General features: G+C 61.2%; 17 protein-coding genes. 9 read left to right on the forward strand and 8 right to left on the reverse strand.

Going from position 1 to position 18,305, the window contains the following annotated elements; all coding sequences use genetic code 11:
* Positions 1-139: 139 nt before the first annotated feature.
* Positions 140-1,720: a diguanylate cyclase gene (locus PVE98_RS04955; protein ID WP_096073606.1), complete on the forward strand. Its 1,581-nt coding sequence runs from the start codon at positions 140-142 to the stop codon at positions 1,718-1,720.
* A 43-nt stretch (positions 1,721-1,763) separates the two neighbouring features.
* On the opposite strand, the gene bcp is transcribed toward PVE98_RS04955, so the two are convergent.
* Both bcp and PVE98_RS04965 read right to left on the reverse strand, forming a co-directional pair.
* On the reverse strand, positions 1,764-2,231 hold the full coding sequence (gene bcp, locus PVE98_RS04960) for a thioredoxin-dependent thiol peroxidase (protein ID WP_033753813.1): 468 nt from the start codon (positions 2,229-2,231) through the stop codon (positions 1,764-1,766).
* 142 nt (positions 2,232-2,373) lie between these two features.
* Entirely contained in the window at positions 2,374-2,952 is a 579-nt protein-coding gene (locus PVE98_RS04965; RefSeq protein WP_033753810.1) for a glycine cleavage system transcriptional repressor, read from the reverse strand.
* Between the two features lie 143 nt (positions 2,953-3,095).
* Between PVE98_RS04965 and dapA the strand changes: the two genes are divergently transcribed.
* The 6 genes from dapA to ypfH all read left to right on the forward strand — a co-directional run bounded on the left by dapA (position 3,096) and on the right by ypfH (position 9,593).
* Positions 3,096-3,974, forward strand: a complete 879-nt coding sequence (gene dapA / locus PVE98_RS04970) for a 4-hydroxy-tetrahydrodipicolinate synthase (protein ID WP_033753807.1) — start codon at positions 3,096-3,098, stop codon at positions 3,972-3,974.
* Between the two features lie 14 nt (positions 3,975-3,988).
* A complete protein-coding gene (gene bamC, locus PVE98_RS04975) occupies positions 3,989-5,020 on the forward strand; it encodes an outer membrane protein assembly factor BamC (protein ID WP_033753805.1) in 1,032 nt (343 codons plus the stop codon).
* A 146-nt stretch (positions 5,021-5,166) separates the two neighbouring features.
* A complete protein-coding gene (purC, locus tag PVE98_RS04980) occupies positions 5,167-5,880 on the forward strand; it encodes a phosphoribosylaminoimidazolesuccinocarboxamide synthase (protein WP_033753802.1) in 714 nt (237 codons plus the stop codon).
* Between the two features lie 125 nt (positions 5,881-6,005).
* Positions 6,006-6,866, forward strand: a complete 861-nt coding sequence (locus PVE98_RS04985; protein ID WP_033753800.1) for a neutral zinc metallopeptidase — start codon at positions 6,006-6,008, stop codon at positions 6,864-6,866.
* Positions 6,866-8,836 (forward strand): tRNA(Met) cytidine acetyltransferase TmcA, encoded by a 1,971-nt coding sequence (locus PVE98_RS04990; protein ID WP_096073603.1) that lies wholly within the window; start codon positions 6,866-6,868, stop codon positions 8,834-8,836. The genes PVE98_RS04985 and PVE98_RS04990 overlap by 1 nt, the downstream gene beginning before the upstream one ends.
* 73 nt (positions 8,837-8,909) lie before the next feature.
* Complete coding sequence (gene ypfH / locus PVE98_RS04995) at positions 8,910-9,593, forward strand: esterase (protein WP_033753793.1); 684 nt, start codon at positions 8,910-8,912, stop codon at positions 9,591-9,593.
* A 57-nt stretch (positions 9,594-9,650) separates the two neighbouring features.
* On the opposite strand, the gene PVE98_RS05000 is transcribed toward ypfH, so the two are convergent.
* Genes PVE98_RS05000 through PVE98_RS05010 form a run of 3 tightly spaced genes read right to left on the reverse strand, consistent with a single transcriptional unit; the run spans position 9,651 to position 11,360 of the window.
* A complete protein-coding gene (locus PVE98_RS05000; protein WP_033753791.1) occupies positions 9,651-9,839 on the reverse strand; it encodes a YpfN family protein in 189 nt (62 codons plus the stop codon).
* Between the two features lie 23 nt (positions 9,840-9,862).
* Positions 9,863-10,990 carry a succinyl-diaminopimelate desuccinylase gene (gene dapE, locus PVE98_RS05005; RefSeq protein WP_033753788.1) on the reverse strand — a complete coding sequence of 376 codons (1,128 nt, stop codon included), beginning with the start codon at positions 10,988-10,990 and terminating at the stop codon, positions 9,863-9,865.
* 1 nt (position 10,991) lies between these two features.
* Complete coding sequence (locus tag PVE98_RS05010; protein WP_096073602.1) at positions 10,992-11,360, reverse strand: ArsC family reductase; 369 nt, start codon at positions 11,358-11,360, stop codon at positions 10,992-10,994.
* A gap of 396 nt (positions 11,361-11,756) precedes the next feature.
* Here PVE98_RS05010 and PVE98_RS05015 point away from each other — a divergent pair, with 396 nt between their 5' ends.
* The gene (locus tag PVE98_RS05015; protein ID WP_224481767.1) at positions 11,757-11,804 is read left to right on the forward strand and encodes a hypothetical protein; all 48 of its coding nucleotides are present in this window, start codon (positions 11,757-11,759) and stop codon (positions 11,802-11,804) included.
* Positions 11,805-11,901: 97 nt separating this feature from the next.
* Here the strand turns inward: PVE98_RS05015 and acrD are convergent, their stop codons facing one another.
* The 3 genes from acrD to narQ all read right to left on the reverse strand — a co-directional run bounded on the left by acrD (position 11,902) and on the right by narQ (position 17,587).
* A complete protein-coding gene (acrD, locus tag PVE98_RS05020; protein WP_096073601.1) occupies positions 11,902-15,018 on the reverse strand; it encodes a multidrug efflux RND transporter permease AcrD in 3,117 nt (1,038 codons plus the stop codon).
* A 170-nt stretch (positions 15,019-15,188) separates the two neighbouring features.
* Positions 15,189-15,821: a response regulator gene (locus PVE98_RS05025; protein ID WP_048783895.1), complete on the reverse strand. Its 633-nt coding sequence runs from the start codon at positions 15,819-15,821 to the stop codon at positions 15,189-15,191.
* Positions 15,822-15,898: 77 nt separating this feature from the next.
* Positions 15,899-17,587, reverse strand: a complete 1,689-nt coding sequence (gene narQ, locus PVE98_RS05030; protein WP_096073600.1) for a nitrate/nitrite two-component system sensor histidine kinase NarQ — start codon at positions 17,585-17,587, stop codon at positions 15,899-15,901.
* 254 nt (positions 17,588-17,841) lie between these two features.
* On the opposite strand from narQ, the gene PVE98_RS05035 reads away from it, so the two are divergent.
* Complete coding sequence (locus PVE98_RS05035) at positions 17,842-18,114, forward strand: YdgH/BhsA/McbA-like domain containing protein (protein ID WP_033753779.1); 273 nt, start codon at positions 17,842-17,844, stop codon at positions 18,112-18,114.
* The last annotated feature ends 191 nt before the right edge of the window (positions 18,115-18,305 follow it).

Consider the following 18,305-nt stretch of genomic DNA (forward strand, 5'->3'; position numbering starts at 1 on the left):
GAATGTCGCGGTGGGAAAGGTGCTCAGGAGGGCGACAGCGTGTACACTTGGCGGTTGCCTCACCAGGGCAGATAATCTCCAACAATAACGACATTCTCAGGCCTTTCAGCATGTACTTATCTTTTGCAGCGGGCGCGCTATGTTAATGCGCCTGCGTCCCCGAACCGATCTGCGTACGCTTATCGCGTTGCTCGCTATCGTCAGCATTGTGGTTACGCTGACCAACACGCTCTATGCCACCTGGCGCGTGCAGCGTATGGCGCTGATCGACAGCACGCTGGAGGCGAATCGCGCCTACGCCACCAAGCTCGCCTCCACCACCGAAATCTTTTTCCAGCTGGCGCAGTCGCAGCTGCACTACAGCGCCAGGCTGCTCGGCGAAAACTTTGACGATCCCACGCTGCTGCGTCAGGAGGTCGATCGCCTGCGCGAGCAGACCACCAGCTTTAACTCGGTGGCGGTGGTCGACGCCAGCGGCGTGGTAAAGGCTATCTCACCGGAATCTCTGATGTTGCAGGGCATGCACCTGACCAGCGATGCGTCGCGCGAAGCGCTCAGCGCGCGGCAGCCCGCCATCAGCAAGCCGACCATTTCGGCGGCCAACAATCTGATTATCTTCGTCTCCTGGCCGATCTGGAGCCGCGACGGGCACTATCTCGGCTACGTAGGCGGCACCATCTACCTGAAAAAGAAAAGCATCTTAAATACGCTGCTTGGCGAGCAGTACTATCGCGACGGCACCAGCGTCTACGTGCTCGACAGCGCCAGTCAGGTGCTCTATCACCAGAACGGGCAGCTGATTGGCAAAACGCTGCCTGCGCTGCTGAGCGGCCGCGACGAAAACAGCAACGGCTCGCTGCAGCTGCAGACGGCGGGCGAACCGCCGCGCCTTGCCGGATACGCTATGGTGCCGACCACCGGCTGGACGGTGGTGGCGCTGAAGCCGACTGCGGTAACGCTGGAGCCGCTCACCGGTCTGCTGATGCAGGTACTGAAGCACTCGGTGCCTTTCGCGCTGCTGACGCTGCTGGTGGCGGTGGTGCTGGCGCGGCTGATCGCGCTGCCGCTCTGGCAGCTGGCGCGTAAGGCGCGCCAGATGGATGCGCCCGGCGTCTCGCTGGAGCTCGGCATGATTCACGCCTGGTATTTCGAGGCGGCGCAGGTGAAGCGCGCGCTGCTGACCGGCATCGGGCTGGTGCAGGACAAGATCGGCCGCCTGAAGTCAGAGGTGCAGACCGATCCGCTGACGCAGCTCCTCAACCGGCGCGGCCTCAGCGCGGTGCTCGACTTCTATCAGACGATGCGTCAGCCCTTTGCCGTGCTGGCGCTCGATATCGATCACTTTAAGCGGGTTAACGATAGCTGGGGACATGACGTCGGCGATCGCGTGATCAAGCAGGTAGCGGAGACGTTAAGCGCCAGCGCGCGTCAGAGCGATGTGGTGTGCCGCAGCGGCGGAGAGGAGTTTCTGATGCTGCTGCCAGTGACCGATATTGATGAGGCGAGCCGTCTCGCCGAGCGCATACGCGCCAGCATCGCCGCCGCGTCGATAGCCGACGTCGGCGCCATTACCCTTTCCGTCGGCGTCGCGGCCTGGCAGGAGGAGGCGATGCCGCTGGAGCAGAGCTTGAAACAGGCTGACGCCGCGCTCTATCAGGCCAAGCATGACGGGCGCAACTGCGTACGAGTGGCGGAGGCGTCGAAAAGCCTGGCCCCGTAAAGAGAAGAGGCGGGATGCGGCGCAGGGCCGCATCCGCGCCGCGTTACGCCGACTTCAGATAATCCATCACGATGTCGTGATGGTTAGAGGTTTTGAAGTCGTCGAACACTTTTTCAATCGTACCGTCGACGCCCACCAGGAAGCTGATGCGGTGGATGCCGTCATAGGTTTTGCCCATAAAGGTCTTTTCGCCCCAGACGCCGAAGGCGGAGCAGACCTGATGATCTTCGTCAGAGAGCAGCGTAAAGTTCAGCAGCTCTTTTTCGGCGAAGCGCGACAGCTTTTCAGGCTTGTCGGTGCTGATACCGAGCACTTCCACGCCCGCTTTCTTCAGCTCATCCATATTGTCGCGCAGGCCGCAGGCCTGCACGGTGCATCCCGGCGTCATCGCTTTCGGGTAGAAATAGACCAGAACGCGCTGTCCCTGGAAGTCGGTTAAATTTACCTGTTCGCCATCCTGGTCGGGCAAGCTAAATTTCGGTGCGGTATCACCGGCTTTCAGTGGATTCATCACTACTCTCCATTTTTTCTTTATGCTGTGGGCGACCTGTCGTCTGACGAACCGCGTCAGGCGAAAAGCCGCCATCAGGGGATATTGCGCCACATAGCCAGACAACAGTGATGTGGAGGAATAGCCCCGGCTTGTTTACAGCTTAGCGTGAACCCTGCAGCGTCGCCGCATCGTCGTCGGCCAGGCTGTAGAAACGCAGCGTGCCGTCGGCGTTGAGTTCACGGCACAGGGCGTAAAACGCCTGCTCAAACTGAGAGTCGCCGACGCCCGCCGGGCTGTGCGCGGTAATTTGAATATAGAGCGTCGGCGTCTGATCCGCCTGACCCGGCTTGATGCGCGATCCCAGTTCAGCGATGTTCATCGCATGTTTGTCGAACAGATCGGTAAAGCGCTCGATCAGGTGGGGCGAATCCGGCACTTCGACCTGCACCCACACCGTCGCCGGCATCGGCGGGCGCATTCTGGCGCTGGTGCGCTTCATGACGATCAACAGCTCCAGCTCCGCGCCTTTTAGCGGCAGCGTCGATTCAATCAGCGCAATGGCGTTCCAGCTGCCGGAGAGCAGCATAATAAAGGTGAACTCATCCCCGAGCATGGCGAGACGGCTGTCTTCGATATTGCATCCGCAGCTGCTGACGTGACGGGTAATAGTATTGACGATACCCGGACGGTCAACACCCAGTGCGGTGATCACCAAATGGTGGGGCTGAGACTGCGGCAAAGTGGGATTTCCTGTTCATTCGCTAATAACTATAAGGTAAACATAAAAAAAACTGCTGACAAGCGCAGGAGGGGCGTGGCCTGCTTGCTTTTCAACAGAAGTAAAACGTACCATGAAGCACTTGTTTGTCGAGGGGATCGCCAATGTTCACGGGAAGTATTGTTGCACTCGTTACGCCAATGGATGACAAAGGTAATGTCTGCCGTGCGAGTCTGAAAAAACTAATTGATTATCACGTCGCCAGCGGCACCGCGGCGATCGTCTCCGTCGGCACCACCGGCGAATCCGCGACCCTGAGCCATGAAGAGCATGGCGACGTAGTGATGCTGACGCTCGATCTGGCGGACGGCCGTATTCCGGTAATCGCCGGCACCGGCGCCAACGCCACCGCAGAAGGCATCTCTCTCACCAAACGCTTCGAAAACAGCGGCGTAGTCGGCTGCCTGACCGTGACGCCCTATTATAACCGTCCGACGCAGGAAGGGCTGTTCCAGCACTTTAAAGCGATCGCGGAAAGCACGGCGCTGCCGCAAATGTTATACAACGTCCCCTCACGCACCGGCTGCGACATGCTGCCGGAAACCGTCGCGCGCCTTGCTGAAATCAAAAATATTATCGGAATCAAAGAGGCGACCGGGAACTTATCGCGCGTTAGCCAGATCCAAGCACTGGTCGATGAGGCCTTTATAATCGTCAGTGGCGACGACGCCAGCGCGCTGGACCTGATGCAGCTGGGCGGCAAGGGCGTTATCTCGGTCACGGCCAACATCGCGGCGCGTGAAATGGCTGAGCTGTGCGCGCTGGCGCAACAGGGCAACTTCGTCGAGGCGCGTCGTCTGAATCAGCGTCTGATGCATCTGCACCAGACGCTTTTCTGCGAACCCAATCCGATCCCAGTGAAATGGGCGGCGAAACAGTTAGGATTAATCGCCAGTGACACGCTGCGTCTGCCGATGACGCCGCTGAGTTCAGCGGCCATACCAAAAGTTGAGCAGGCGCTGATTAAAGCGGGTTTGCGATAAGTTAGGGAGTTTCAATGAATCATTCTGTAAAGCGCTCAACGGTTGCGACCGTCGTGGCGCTGTCTACTGCGATGCTGTTAACGGCGTGCTCTAGCGATCAGCGTTATAAACGTCAGGTAAGCGGTGACGAGTCCTATTTACAGGCCAGCGAGCTGCACGACCTGCAGGCGCCCGCCGGTATGATCCTGCCGGTGGCGCACGGCGATTACGACGTGCCGCACACCGCCGCCAGCGGCAACGTCGGCAAGCAGCTCGACATTCGTCCGCCGGCTCAGCCGCTGGCGCTGGTCAACGGCGCGCGCGCGCAGTTTACCGGCAACACCGGCGTGCTGATGCTGGAAAACAGCCGCGGCGCGGTCTGGTCGCAGGTAACCAAAGTCGTTGAATCGAGCAACTTCCCCATTGCGCAGCGCAACGATGCGCGTCAGCAGCTCACCACCGACTGGGTACAGTGGAACCGCGCCGACGAAGACAATCAGTATCGCGGCCGCTACGAGATCAGCGTACAGTCGCAGAGCTATCAGCAGGTGCTGACGGTGCGCCTGCTGGAGCTGCAGCAGGAAGGCAAAGCGGTCACCGCGCCGGTGCAGATCCAGCGCTACACCGCGCAGATGCTCAACGCCATCAGCGCCGGCCTGGATAAAATCGACGTCGCCAGCGAAAACGCGGCGGCGGGCCGCGTCAGCGGCAGCATCGACGTGCAGAGCGGCGCGGACGATACCGGCCTGCCGATGCTGGTGCTGCGCACGCCGTTCAGCGTCGCCTGGCAGCGTCTGCCGCAGGCGATGCAGCGCGTCGGCATGGAAGTGACCGACAGCAACCGCTCGCAGGGCAGCATGAACGTGACCTACAAGTCGCCGGGCAGCGGCGCGTGGGATGAGGTCGGCGCGAAAGATCCGGAACTGCCGAACGGCGACTATAAAGTGCAGGTCGGCGATCTCGATAACCGCAGCAGCCTGCAGTTTATCGATCCGAAAGGGCATGTGCTCACCCAGTCGCAGAACGATGCGCTGGTGGCCGTGTTCCAGGCGGCCCTCAACAAATAAATCGCCTCAGGGCCGGAGATTCTCCGGCCTTTTTTTTTCGTCTCTGGCATAATAGCGCGCGGCGAAGTAAACGATTGCGTCGCGGCAATCCCCCAGCGGCCCGCCGTCGCAGAACACCCGAAATTTTCAAGTCTGGAGTTAACAAGATGCAAAAGCGAGCTGAGTTGTATCGCGGTAAAGCGAAAACCGTATACAGCACCGACAATCCGGATCTGCTGGTACTCGAGTTCCGCAACGATACGTCAGCAGGCGACGGAGCCCGAATCGAGCAGTTCGATCGCAAAGGAATGGTAAACAACAAGTTCAACCATTTCATTATGACCAAACTGCAGGAAGCGGGCATTCCGACCCAGATGGAAGCGCTGCTCTCCGACAACGAAGCGCTGGTGAAAAAGCTGGAGATGGTGCCGGTAGAGTGCGTGGTGCGCAACCGCGCGGCCGGCTCGCTGGTAAAACGTCTCGGCGTGGAAGAGGGCATGATCCTCAATCCGCCGCTGTTCGATCTCTTCCTCAAAGACGACGCGAAGCACGACCCGATGGTTAATGAATCCTACTGCGAAACCTTCGGCTGGGTAAGCAAAGCGAACCTGGCGCGTATGCAGGAGCTGACCTTTAAAGCCAACGAAGTGCTGAGCAAACTGTTTGACGACGCGGGCCTGATCCTGGTCGATTTCAAACTGGAGTTCGGCCTGTTTAAAGGCGAAGTGGTGCTGGGCGACGAATTTTCGCCGGACGGCGCGCGCCTGTGGGACAAGCAGACGATGGATAAAATGGACAAAGATCGTTTTCGCCAGAGCCTGGGCGGTCTGATCGAGGCCTATGAAGAGGTGGCGCAGCGTCTGGGCGTTAAGCTCGACTAAGCTAATCGCCTGCCAGACAGAGAAAGGAGAGCCGCGGCTCTCCTTTTTTCATTTGGCCGCAAGGCTGGTAGTTGTCTCCGCGCGCAACTAAAATCACGGGAAACTATCTCAATCAGGAGCAGATTATGCGCTGGCAAGGACGTCGCGAGAGCGACAATGTAGAAGACCGTCGAGATCAAAGCCCAGCTTACGGTGGCGGCGGACGTCAGATTCGTATTCCACGCGGAAAGGGCGGCATTATTCTGTTAGTCGTGGTCGCGGTTGCCGGCTATTACGGTTACGACCTGACGGGGCTGCTGACCGGCGGCGATGTCGCCCCCACCAGCCAGCAGCAGCGCGTCAGCACCAATGACGACGAAGCGGCGAAATTTACCCGCGTTATCCTGGCCTCCACGGAAGATACCTGGAGCAAACTGTTCCAGCAGATGGGCAAAGAGTACACCGCGCCGACGCTGGTGATGTACCGCGGCGCGACCCAGACCCGCTGCGGCACCGGCCAGACGGCGATGGGCCCCTTCTACTGCCCGGCGGATCGACGCGTCTATATCGACCTCTCCTTCTACGATGAGATGAAAAACAAGCTCGGCGCGGGCGGCGAGTTCGCGCAGGGCTACGTGGTGGCGCATGAAGTGGGGCACCACGTGCAGAATCTGCTCGGCATCGAACCTAAAGTGCGCGAAATGCAGCAGGGCGCCAGCCAGACGCAAATCAACCATCTGTCGGTGAAAATGGAGCTGCAGGCGGACTGCTTCGCCGGCGTCTGGGGCCACTACGTCAGCAAAGATAACTGGCTGGAAACCGGCGACCTGCAGCAGGCGCTGGATGCGGCGCAGGCGATCGGCGATGACCGTCTGCAGCAGCGCAGCCAGGGACGCGTGGTGCCCGACAGCTTTACCCACGGCACCTCGGAGCAGCGCTACACCTGGTTTAAACGCGGATTCGACAGCGGCGATCCGGGACAGTGCAACACCTTCGCTGCTAACTGATGTCGCCTGAGCAGCTCAGCCGCCAGATGCAGCAGGCAGGCGTCCGGCGGCTTTGCGCCATCAGCGGCGACGAAGAGTGGACTCTGGCGCGCGCCGCGGAGTGGCGCGCCGACTTGCCGGGCGACTGGCTGGTAGTGGGCGACGCGCCGATCGAGGGGCTGCCTCATTGCGCGCCGTTGGCGCTGCGCACCCTGCTGGGGCGCGAATTCACCCACGCTATTTTCGACGCGCGCCGCGGTTTCCACGCCGAGGCGTTCGCCGCGCTGGCGGGCACGCTGCGCGCCGGAAGCTGGCTGCTGCTGCTGACGCCGCTGTGGCCGCGCTGGGCGCAACAGCCTGACGAGGACAGTCTGCGCTGGGCCGATGTCGCCGAACCGCTCCCGACGCCGCACTTTGTGCGCCATCTGCAGGCGAGTTTGCTAGCCGATCCCGCCGTGGCGCTGCTGCGTCAGGACGCGCCGCCGCGTATCTCGCCGCTGGCGCCGCTGCCGCGCTGGCAGTGTCGCGCGCCGGAGCAGCAGCGGGCGATTGTCCATCAGCTGCTGACGATGACATCAGGCGTCGCGGTGCTTACCGCGCCGCGCGGACGCGGCAAGTCGGCGCTGGCGGGCATGCTGGCGCGGCAGATCCCGCGCGCGCTGATCGCTGCGCCCGCGAAGGCCGCCATCGACGTGCTGACGCGCTTCGCGCAGAACCACTTTCACTTTATGGCGCCCGACGCCATTCTCGCCCAGCCGGATCTGCCCGCTGTCGACTGGCTAATCGTCGACGAGGCCGCGGCGATCCCGGCGCCGATACTGACGCAGCTGGTGGCGCGCTTCCCGCGCGTGCTGCTGACCACCACGGTGCAGGGCTACGAAGGCACCGGCCGCGGCTTTATCCTGAAGTTTTGCGCCGGGCTGGAACAGGTGCGCTACTTCACGCTGGATGAGCCGCTGCGCTGGTCGCGGCACGATCCGCTGGAGGCCTGGCTTAATCAGGCGCTGCTGTTTGAGGACGCCGCACCCGCGCCGCACGCCGCGGCCGGTGCGCCGCGTCGTATGCCTGACGACGCCTGGCGGCGCGATCCCGCGCAGCCGGCGGCCGCTTATCGCCTGCTGGCCAGCGCCCACTACCGCACCTCGCCGCTCGATCTGCGACGCCTGATGGATGCGCCAGGCATGACCCTGTGGCTGAGCGGCGAAGCGCCCGCGCTGCAGGGCGCGCTCTGGCTGGTCGAGGAGGGCGGCTTAACGCCCGAGCTGGCGCAGGCGGTCTGGGCGGGCAAACGACGTCCGCGCGGCAATCTGGTCGCGCAGTCGCTGGCGGCGCACGCCGGATTCGTCGAGGCGGCGACGCTGCGCTCCAGGCGCATCAGCCGTATCGCGGTGGCGGCGGAACAGCGCAGACAGGGCATCGGCCAGGCGTTAGTCGCTGCCGCCCAGCGTCAGCAGGATGTGGATTTTCTCTCGGTCAGCTTCGGCTACACCGAGGCGCTATGGGCCTTCTGGCGCGCCTGCGGCTTTAGCCTGGCGCGTATCGGCACCCAGCGCGAAGCGAGCAGCGGCTGCTATGCGGCGATGGCGATTCTGCCGCTGACGCCTGCAGGCAGGGCGTTACAGCAGCGCGCCGCGACGCGGCTGGCGCGCGACTGGCCGCAGCTGCGCCTGCAGGTTGCCGAGTCGATCGCGCTGCCGGAGGCGCCGCTGACGTTTACTGATGAGGATGCCTGGCTGGCGGCGGGGTTCGCCTGGGCGCAGCGGCCGCTGGAGGCGAGCCTGCCGGTTTTATCTCGGCTCGCGGCCTGCGCCGCTGTGCCGCCGCTGCTGCAGGCCGCGCTGCAGCCCGAGGCGGCGCCCGGCACGCTGGCGCGGCAGGCCGGATTGACCGGGCGCAAGGCGCTGATCGCCCGGCTGCGCCTTGAGACCGGCGCCGTTCTGATGGCGCTGGATGCGGCGCGGGCCGAGCAGCTGCGTCGGCAAGTAGAATAAATCCACAAACTTGTTCAAATTTTCCCAATAGCGCTCTGCGCAGGGCAGCGTATAGTGATTAAAGGAGGTCACTATGACACTGCAATACGTTATTGTTCAGCAGCCGAGCGCGGAAGCGCAACAGCTGTTCTTGCTCTATCACGGCGTCGGCGACAACCCCCACTCTATGGCGCAGCTGGGCGGCTGGTTCGCGCGCGAATTCCCGCAGGCGCAGGTGGTGGCAGTAGGGGCGCCGTCGCCGGGCCACTACTGGTTCAGCGAAACCGCGCAGCACGATCAGAGCGAGCAGCAGCGGGTTAACGCCGTGCTGCCGCAGTTCGTCGACTCGGTGCGGCACTGGCAAGAGCAAAGCGGCGTGCGCGCCGATGCGACCGCGCTGGTGGGCTTTTCGCAGGGCAGCACCATGGTGCTGGAGGGCGTGAAGGCGCAGCCGGATCTGGCGGGCCGGGTCGTGGCGTTCAGCGGCCGCTATGCGACGCTGCCGGAGCACGCCTCGACGCGCACCACCATCCATCTGATCCACGGCGAGTATGACGAGCAGATACCGATGCAGCACGCCGAACAGGCAGCGCAGCGGCTGACCGCACTGGGCGGCGACGTGACGCTCGATATCGTTGAAGATCTGCCGCACGCGGTCGATGACCGCAGCATGGCGCTGGCGCTGAAGCATCTGCACTATACCGTGCCGAAGCGCTACTTCGATGAGGCGCTAAGCGGTGCGAAACCCGGCGATGACGACGTCATTATGATGATGTGAAAACGCCCTCGCGCAGGCGAGGGCGTTGCAGGACGGTGACGCGACGAAAAGAGCCGGTTACTTCTTTTTCGGCCAGTTGTCGTCATCGTCCCATTTATCGTTAAAGTCGCGATGCGGCGGCAGGTCGGGCTTGTTCGCCATATATTTTTTATGATCGATGCGCTTCAGATCCTTGTAAACGTTCATCAACACGCCGACCAGTAACAGGATCACAAGGATCCACCAGTAATCTTTAATAAATTCCATTTGCCTGCTCCTCTCGATCGCGATCAGGCGACCAGCTGTTCCATAATGCGCTGATACATGCGGCTCAGCGTCTGCAGATCGGCTGCCTTCACGCACTCATTGATTTTGTGAATAGTGGCATTCACCGGGCCAAGCTCCACCACCTGCGCGCCCATCCGCGCGATAAAGCGCCCGTCTGAGGTGCCGCCGGTGGTCAATAGCTGCGGCTTAATTTCATTATAGTGCGAGACCGCCCTGATCACGGCGTCGACCAGCTTGCCGCGCGAGGTCAGGAAGGGCTGGCCGGACACGTTCCACTCCAGCGTATAGCGCAGCTGATAGCTGTCGAGCAGTGCCGCCACGCGATCTTTAATCATTTGATCGGTGAGTTCGGTGCTGAAGCGGAAATTAAACTGCACGAAAAATTCGCCCGGGATGACGTTATTGCTGCCGGTGCCTGCCTGCACGTTAGCGATCTGCATGCTGGTCGGCGGGAAAAAGGCATTGCCGCTGTCCCACTCGGTGGCGACCAGCGCGTTGAGCGCCGGCATCGCGCGATGCACCGGATTGTCCGCCAGATGCGGATAGGCGACATGACCCTGCACGCCGTGGATGGTCAGGTTCGCGGTCATCGAGCCGCGACGCCCGTTTTTCACCACGTCGCCCACCACTTCGGTGCTGGACGGCTCGCCCACCAGGCAGTAATCCACGCGCTCATGGCGCGCCATCAGACGCTCTACCACTTTCACCGTGCCGTTTTTGGCGCTCGCCTCTTCGTCAGAGGTAATCAAAAACGCCAGGCGGCCTTTATGGTTGGGGTGCGCGGCGACGAAGCGCTCTGCCGCTACCACCATCGCCGCCAGCGAACCTTTCATGTCCGCCGCGCCGCGGCCAAACAGCATGCCGTCGCGAATCGTAGGCTCGAAAGGAGGATTGATCCAGCGGCTGGCGTCGCCCGGCGGCACCACGTCGGTATGGCCCGCGAACGCCAGGGTTTCGCCCTGACCGCGCGTCGCCCAGAAGTTGAGCGTATCGTCGATAAGCATCGGCTCGACCTGAAAGCCAATCGCCTCCAGACGCGCAATCAGCAGCGCCTGACAGCCTGCATCATCCGGGCTGAGCGAAGGGCGGCGGATAAGCTGCTGCGCCAGTTCGATTACAGGACAGAACATATTATGACTTCTCCTGGATAAACGCCTGGTAAGCGGCTTCGCTGAAGCCGACAAGCTGCGCGCCGTCCGGCGCGCGCAGTACGGGCCGCTTGATGACGGCGGGGTGCGCCAGCATGAGCGCTTTAGCGCTCTCAGCATCGATAACGGCGTCGCGTTCGACGTCCGTCAGCTTGCGCCAGGTGGTACCGCGGGTGTTAAGCAGCGTCTGATAGCCGGACCGATCGATAAGCTGCGACAGTAGCGCATCGCTCAGCCCGCTGGCGCGGTAGTCATGGAATTCAACGTTGATGTCGGCGGCTTCTAAATAGCGGCGCGCTTTTTTTATGGTGTCGCAATTTTTTATGCCGTACATCACCCACTGCGCTGTCATCAGGATTCCTCGTCTGAAAATGAGGCGGTCAGTTTAACACAGAGAGCCGGGGTGCTAAGCGGTGTGAAAAGAAAAGCGGAGAAATAACTGGAATAAAATCATTAGGATTTGTCTTAGTAACCGCTTTCATTTGAACGGTTATTGTCACGCAGTTTATCATGAGCCTGTTAAGAATTATCTTAGTACGCATCCAGACCGGGTGGTCCGAATCTTTTCCCTGTTTCTTTCACGTTTATAGTAGGTTGCTGAAATGTGCGTCAGCTAGCAGAACGAAAAACTACAGTAATTAATCGACTCTGCCGATAGTGAAAAGTGGTGTAACCGTATTCACATGGCGAAAATTTATGCGTAAAATCGTCAGCACAATAAGAGAGGGTTTATATGATTGACGCTGAAATGGGGAACTGGAAAGAATTCATCGCGGCGATGTTACGCAACAAGTAACGCGCGGCGGAAAAGGCAGGAGACTTCCCCCTTGCTCTGATTCCGACCACACATAGCAATAAGGCAGCCACTTCGGTGGCTGCCTTTACTTTTTTACTCAGTCGTGCGGCTTCGCCTTTAGCGGGAAACGTCGGCGCACCAGCACGAAGAACAGCGGCACAAAAAAGATCGCCAGCAGCGTGGCGGAGATCATGCCGCCCATCACGCCGGTGCCGACCGCGTGCTGGCTGCCGGAGCCGGCGCCCGCGCTGATGGCCATCGGCAGTACGCCGAAGATAAAGGCCAGCGAGGTCATCAGAATCGGGCGCAGACGCTGACGCGACGCGGAGAGCGTCGCCCCGACCAGCTCGCCGCCTTTGCTGTTGATCTCGTTGGCGAACTCCACAATCAGTATGGCGTTCTTCGCCGACAGGCCCACCACCGTCAGCAGCCCCACCTGGAAGTAGACGTCGTTCTCCAGCCCGCGCAGCCAGGTAGCGACCAGCGCGCCAACTACGCCGAGCGGCACCACCAGCATCACCGAGAAGGGGATCGACCAGCTCTCATAGAGCGCCGCCAGGCAGAGAAATACCACCAGCAGCGAAATCGCGTAGAGCGCCGGCGCCTGCGAGCCAGACAGGCGCTCCTGATAAGAGGCGCCGGTCCACTGGAAGCCGACGCCGAGCGGCAGCTGCGCGACCAGGTGTTCCATGGCGTCCATCGCCGCGCCGCTGCTGACGCCCTGCGCCGCCTCGCCGACGATCTCGATCGACGAGTAGCCATTGTAGCGTTCCAGGCGCGGCGAGCCGGTCTCCCAGCGGCTGGTGGCGAAGGCGGAGAAGGGCACCATGCCGCCGCTGCTGTTGCGCACGTACCACTTATTGATGTCGTCCGGCAGCATGCGGAAAGCCGGCGCGGCCTGCACGTAAACCTTCTTTACGCGTCCGCGGTCGAGGAAGTCGTTAACGTAGGTCGAACCCCACGCGGTGGTGAGGGTATCGTTGATCGTGTCGATCGAGACGCCCAGCGCCTGCGCTTTGCGCTGATCGACATCGATCTGCAGCTGCGGGCTGTCGTCCAGACCGTTGTGGCGCACGCGCGACAGCGCCGGATCCGCCGCCGCCATCTCCAGCAGTTTATCGCGCATCGCCATCAGCGAGGCGTGGCCAATACCGGCATGATCCTGTAGCTCCAGATCAAAACCAGAGGAGCTGCCCATGCCGGTAATCGCTGGCGGACTGCTGGCGATAACGCGGCCCTCTTTGATGTCGCGGAAAGCTTTGGTGGCGCGTTCGATAATGGCGAAAGAGGTGCGATCTGCGCCGGGGCGCGCTTCCCAGTCTTTCAGACGCACGAACAGGCGCGCCACGTTCTGACCGTTGCCGCCCGGCCCTGAGCCGATAGTGGAGAACACCGACAGCACGTTCTCTTTCTCCTGGGTCATATAGTAGCGCTCAACTTTCGCCACTACGGCGGAGGTTTGCTGCAGCGTCGCGCCCGGCGGCAGCTGCACCTGGGTCAGAAAGACGCCGCGATCCTCAAGCGGTAGAAACGAGGTGGGCAGACGGATAAACAGAAACGCCATCAGGCCGATAATCGCGAGGTAGAGCAGCAGCCAGCGGCCGCCTTTGCGCAGAATGCGCGCGACGCCGCGCTCGTAGCGGTCGGCGTTGCGGTTGAAGTGACGGTTGAACCAGCCGAAAAAGCCGCGGCGGCCGTGATGTTCTCCCTGCGCCAGCGGCTTCAGCAGCGTGGCGCACAGGGCCGGCGTCAGGATCATCGCCACCAGCACCGACAGCACCATCGCCGATACGATGGTAATGGAGAACTGACGGTAGATCGCGCCGACCGTGCCGCCGAAAAAGGCCATCGGCACGAAAACCGCCGACAGCACCAGCGCGATCCCCACCAGCGCGCCCTGAATTTGCCCCATCGACTTACGCGTCGCCGCGCGCGGCGAGAGGCCTTCCTCGCTCATAATTCGCTCGACGTTCTCCACCACCACGATGGCGTCGTCCACCAGCAGGCCGATAGCAAGCACCATGGCGAACATGGTGAGGGTATTGATGCTGAAGCCGCAGGCGTAGAGCACGGAAAAGGTGCCGAGCAGCACTACCGGCACGGCGATAGTGGGGATCAGCGTGGCGCGAAAATTCTGCATAAACAGATACATCACGCCAAACACCAGCACGATCGCTTCCAGCAGAGTTTTCACCACGTCGGTAATCGAGGCTTTGACGAAGGGCGTGGTTTCATAGGCGATTTTGGCTTCCAGCCCGTGCGGGAAAAAGTGCGACAGCTCTTCCACGCGCTGACGCACCAGCTTATCGGTGTTCATCTCGTTGGCGCCGGAGGCGAGCTTGATGCCCAGGCCCGACGCCGGCTGGCCGTTATAGCGGCTCAGATAATCATATTTCTCCGCGCCCAGCGCCACCTGCGCCACGTCGCTCAGCGTCACCACCGAGCCGTCGGGGTTGGTCTTCAGGGTAATGGCCTTAAACTGTTCCGGCGTCTGCAGCAGCGACTGCGCGTTGACCGTGGCGTTCAGCGCCTGCTTGTCCACCGAAGGCAGGCCGCCGATTTGGCCGACGGCAACCTGCGCGTTTTGCGCCTCGATGGCGCTTACCACGTCGTCGGTGGTCAGCGAGTAGGCGATAAGCCTGGCGGGATCGAGCCAGATACGCATCGCATACTGCGATCCATAGGCGTCGACCTGGCCGACGCCGTCGATGCGGCTCAGCGGATCCTGAATATTGCTGGCGACATAGTCTGCAATATCCTGTTTATCCATACTGCCGTCGGTAGAGACGAAAGCGATCATCAGGATATTGCTGTCGCCGGTTTTATTGACCGTCACGCCCTGCGACTGCACCGCCTGCGGCAGCTTGCGCAGCGCCGACTGCAGCTGGTTCTGTACCTGCTGGCGCGCTTCGTCGGGATTGGTGCCGGCCGAGAAGGTGAGGGTGATCTGCGCCTGACCGGTATTGCTGCTGTTGGACGACATATACATCAGATTGTCGATACCGGTCATGTTCTGCTCGATAACCTGAGTGACGGTGTTTTCCAGCGTTTCGGCCGAGGCGCCCGGATAATTGGCGGTGATGCGCACGTTCGGTGGCGCCAGGTCGGGATATTGCTCAATGGGCAGGGAAATAATCGCCAGCGTGCCGCACAGGCTGATTAAAATCGCCAGCACCCAGGCAAAAACGGGACGGTCGATGAAAAAATTCGACATCGAATCGACACTCCTCAGCAGCGTTTCGCTTTTATTATCTGAATGCGGCCCGCGCTTTGCGCGGGTCGTGCGGGCAGGGAAAAGTCACTCTTTCGCCGAAACTTACTCTACGTGCTGCAAATTAGGAAATCGTGGAGAAATTGTGGAGAAAGTGTAAAACCCTCGTCAGGTTAGCTATGGCGGTTTTCCAGCCACATAACGGTTGCGGCGACGCGCGAGCGCACGTCGAGTTTTTTCAGCAGATTGCGGATATGCACTTTTACCGTCTCTTCCGAGATATGCAGCGCGGCGGCGATCTCTTTATTCGACAGGCCGCGCGCCACCTCTTGCAGCACGTCCCGTTCGCGCTCGGTGAGCTGGCGAAACGGACTGGCGCTGTGCTGGCGCGTAGCGAGATAATCGCGCACCGCGTCGCTGAATATTTTTTCGCCGCTTGCCGCCTGCAGGATCTGGCCGGGCAGCAGCTCCGGATCGCTGTCTTTGAGCAGATAGCCGTCCGCGCCGGCGTCGACCATCGCGTCGATATCGCTGCGCGCATCCGACACGGTAAAGATCAAAATGCGCGAACTGATCCCTTCATGGCGCAGCGCCTTCAGCGTATCGAGGCCCGACATGCCTTTCATATTGAGATCGAGCAGAATGATATCCGGCGCCAGACGGCGCGCCTCGGCCAGCGCTTCGGTGCCGTTGTTCGCTTCGGCAATAACGTCCAGCCGCGGCTCCAGCGCCAGCAGCTGGCGAATACCGCGGCGCATTAGCGGATGGTCGTCCACAATCATGACCGTCAGCGTAGGTTGTTGCATAGTGACTCCCGGCGAAAAACGCAAAAAAGCGCGTCTGAAAAGGTTAAAAAGGGACGTTGTGCGTCAACGCGATACTATTACGTTAGCGGCGTGGCGGGCCGCGGCGGAAAACGCAGCGCGACCTGCGTGCCGCGCGCCTGCGCCTGAATCTTTAGCTCGCCCGCCAGCCGCGCGGCGCGTTCCGACATGGTGGTCAGGCCGTAGTGGCCCTGCGGCTCCTCGGTGCTGGCGATGCCGACGCCGTCGTCCGTCACCGTAAGTAAATGCTCACCTTCCGCATTACGCTCATAGCGCACGCTGATAGTTGCGGCGTCGGCGTGGCGAATGGCGTTCAACACCGCCTCGCGGGCAATCTGCAGCAGATGAACCTGCTGCTGCGCATCCAGCGTTTCCAGACCGGGCTGGAAGCTAAAGCTAATTTTAGCCGTAACCTGCTCCTGCAACGAAGCGATCATCGCCTGCATCGCCGCCACCAGATCGGCCTGCTCAATGGTCAGGCGGAAGGTGGCCAGCAGTTCGCGCAGCTGGCGATAAGCGTCGGAAAGCGTGCGGTCGACGTCGGCGATAATGCTTTGCGCCTCCGCGCTGGAGGGGCCGAGCGTACGGCGCAGCAGCGTAAACTGAATACGCATAAAAGAGAGCGCCTGCGCCAGCGAATCGTGCAGCTCGCGGGCGATAGTGGCGCGCTCTTCGATCAACAGCATCTGCTGAACCTGCTTTTGCGTCTGCCAGATCCAGACGGCGCGCGACAGCATATTGCCCAGGCTCTGCATTAGCGCCTGACGCGGCCGCGGCTGATCGCTTTGCCAGCGCAGCGCGCCAGCCTGTTCGTCATCCTGCTGCAGCGTGACGCCATGCCAGCTTAGCGCCGCGTCGCTTTCCCCGACGCTGAAGCGGCCATGCTCGCTCTCCAGCACCAGCGCGCGCAGGTTTTCGCGCTCGCGCACCTGCGCCATCACGCTTTCAAACAGCGCTGCATTGAGCGGTCGGACGGTCAGCATCTGCGAGCTTTCATACAGCAGCGACAGCGTGCGGTTCGCTTCCTGTAAATCGCGCGTCTTCTCTTCTACTGCGCTGGCCAGCGCCTGATGATGCGAATGCAGACGCGCCGCCATGGCGCTAAAGGTCTGCGCCAGCACCCGCAGTTCATTATTCTGCTCCACCACCAGCGGCGGAAAAGCGAAGTTGCCGCTTTCAACGTAGCGGCTGGCGGTCACCAGCGCATTGAGCGGACGCACCACCTGACGACGGCTGAAGCGAATCGTGCCCAGCGCCAGCGCCACAATCAATACCACGCCCAGCAGGCTGCTGGCCGCCACCAGCTCCATTTTTCTTTCGCTGTAGCGCTGTAGCCCCATGACAAAGCGATCGATCTCGCCGACGTAGTTCGCCACCTGCTGTTGATAGAGCACAGCCTCGCCGCGCTGCAGCTGCTGTTGCAGCGCGGGCCAGGCGGTACGCAGATGGCGATAGCGGTTGACGACCTCCTGCGGCACCCAAGGACGATCGAGGTCGCGCAGCGCAGGTTTATTGAGCGTCTCTTCATATTCCAGCAGATGCTGCCGAAGCTGCTGCGGCGCGCTGGCGCTGTCCCAGGCCAGCCGGTAACTCTGCATGCGCAGCGAACCCGCCAGGTTGATCGCCTCGGCGTCGCGCAGGCTGCTGGAGAGGGTCATCAGCGCCAGCCCGGTCGTCAGCAGCGCCAGCAGCACGATGGCGCTCAGCGCCTGGGCGATACTGCGGGTTACGGAACGTTTAACAATCACGGCAATATCCCTGTTTTCGGTGCGGGCATTATAAAGGAGAGGGCAGCAAGCTGCCAGGCCCATACAAAGTATCGACACGCCGGGTTACAGTCTGCACAAAAAATGAACTCTTCTGACATAACCCAGGAGAGCGTACGGCGCGGCGTGTAAAAAGCAGACAGGTTTACATCGGCCGGATGTTGGCTTTCATTACGGCGCTAATAATTCTAAGCAGAATTAAACACGTCACCTGCAACCCCTTGAAGGAGCATGCTATGAAAAAAGGTATTGTGATTCTGGCCGGTGCCCTGCTGGCAACCGCTTCGTTCACTACGCTGGCGGCCACGCCGGTAGATCAGGACCAGGCGCAGGGTCTGCAAAGCATCGGCAGCGTTTCCGTTTCGAACGCGCGCGGCTCGCTGGATGACGCCACGCGTCAGCTGTCGCAAAAAGCAGAAGAGATGGGCGCAAGCCACTACCGCGTTATCGGCGTCGAAAACCCGGGCGACTCCAGCCTGTGGCGCGGCACCGCAGAGATTTATCGCTAACCCTCAGCCATACCCTTCCATCCCTGTAGCACTTACCGGCCTGCCAATGGCCGGTTTTTTTGTGCAACAAACCCGATTATTACAAAACACTTTGTGCGCCTCGCCGGTATCTTTTGCTTCGTTCACGCAGAACGGGTAGGATTCATCGCCGTAATTTCCCCTGCCTTTTTACTAATAACTCACAGGCAGAT

Source organism: Pantoea sp. GABEPS69 (assembly GCF_045780835.1).
Taxonomy (GTDB): Bacteria; Pseudomonadota; Gammaproteobacteria; order Enterobacterales; family Enterobacteriaceae; genus Pantoea; species Pantoea septica.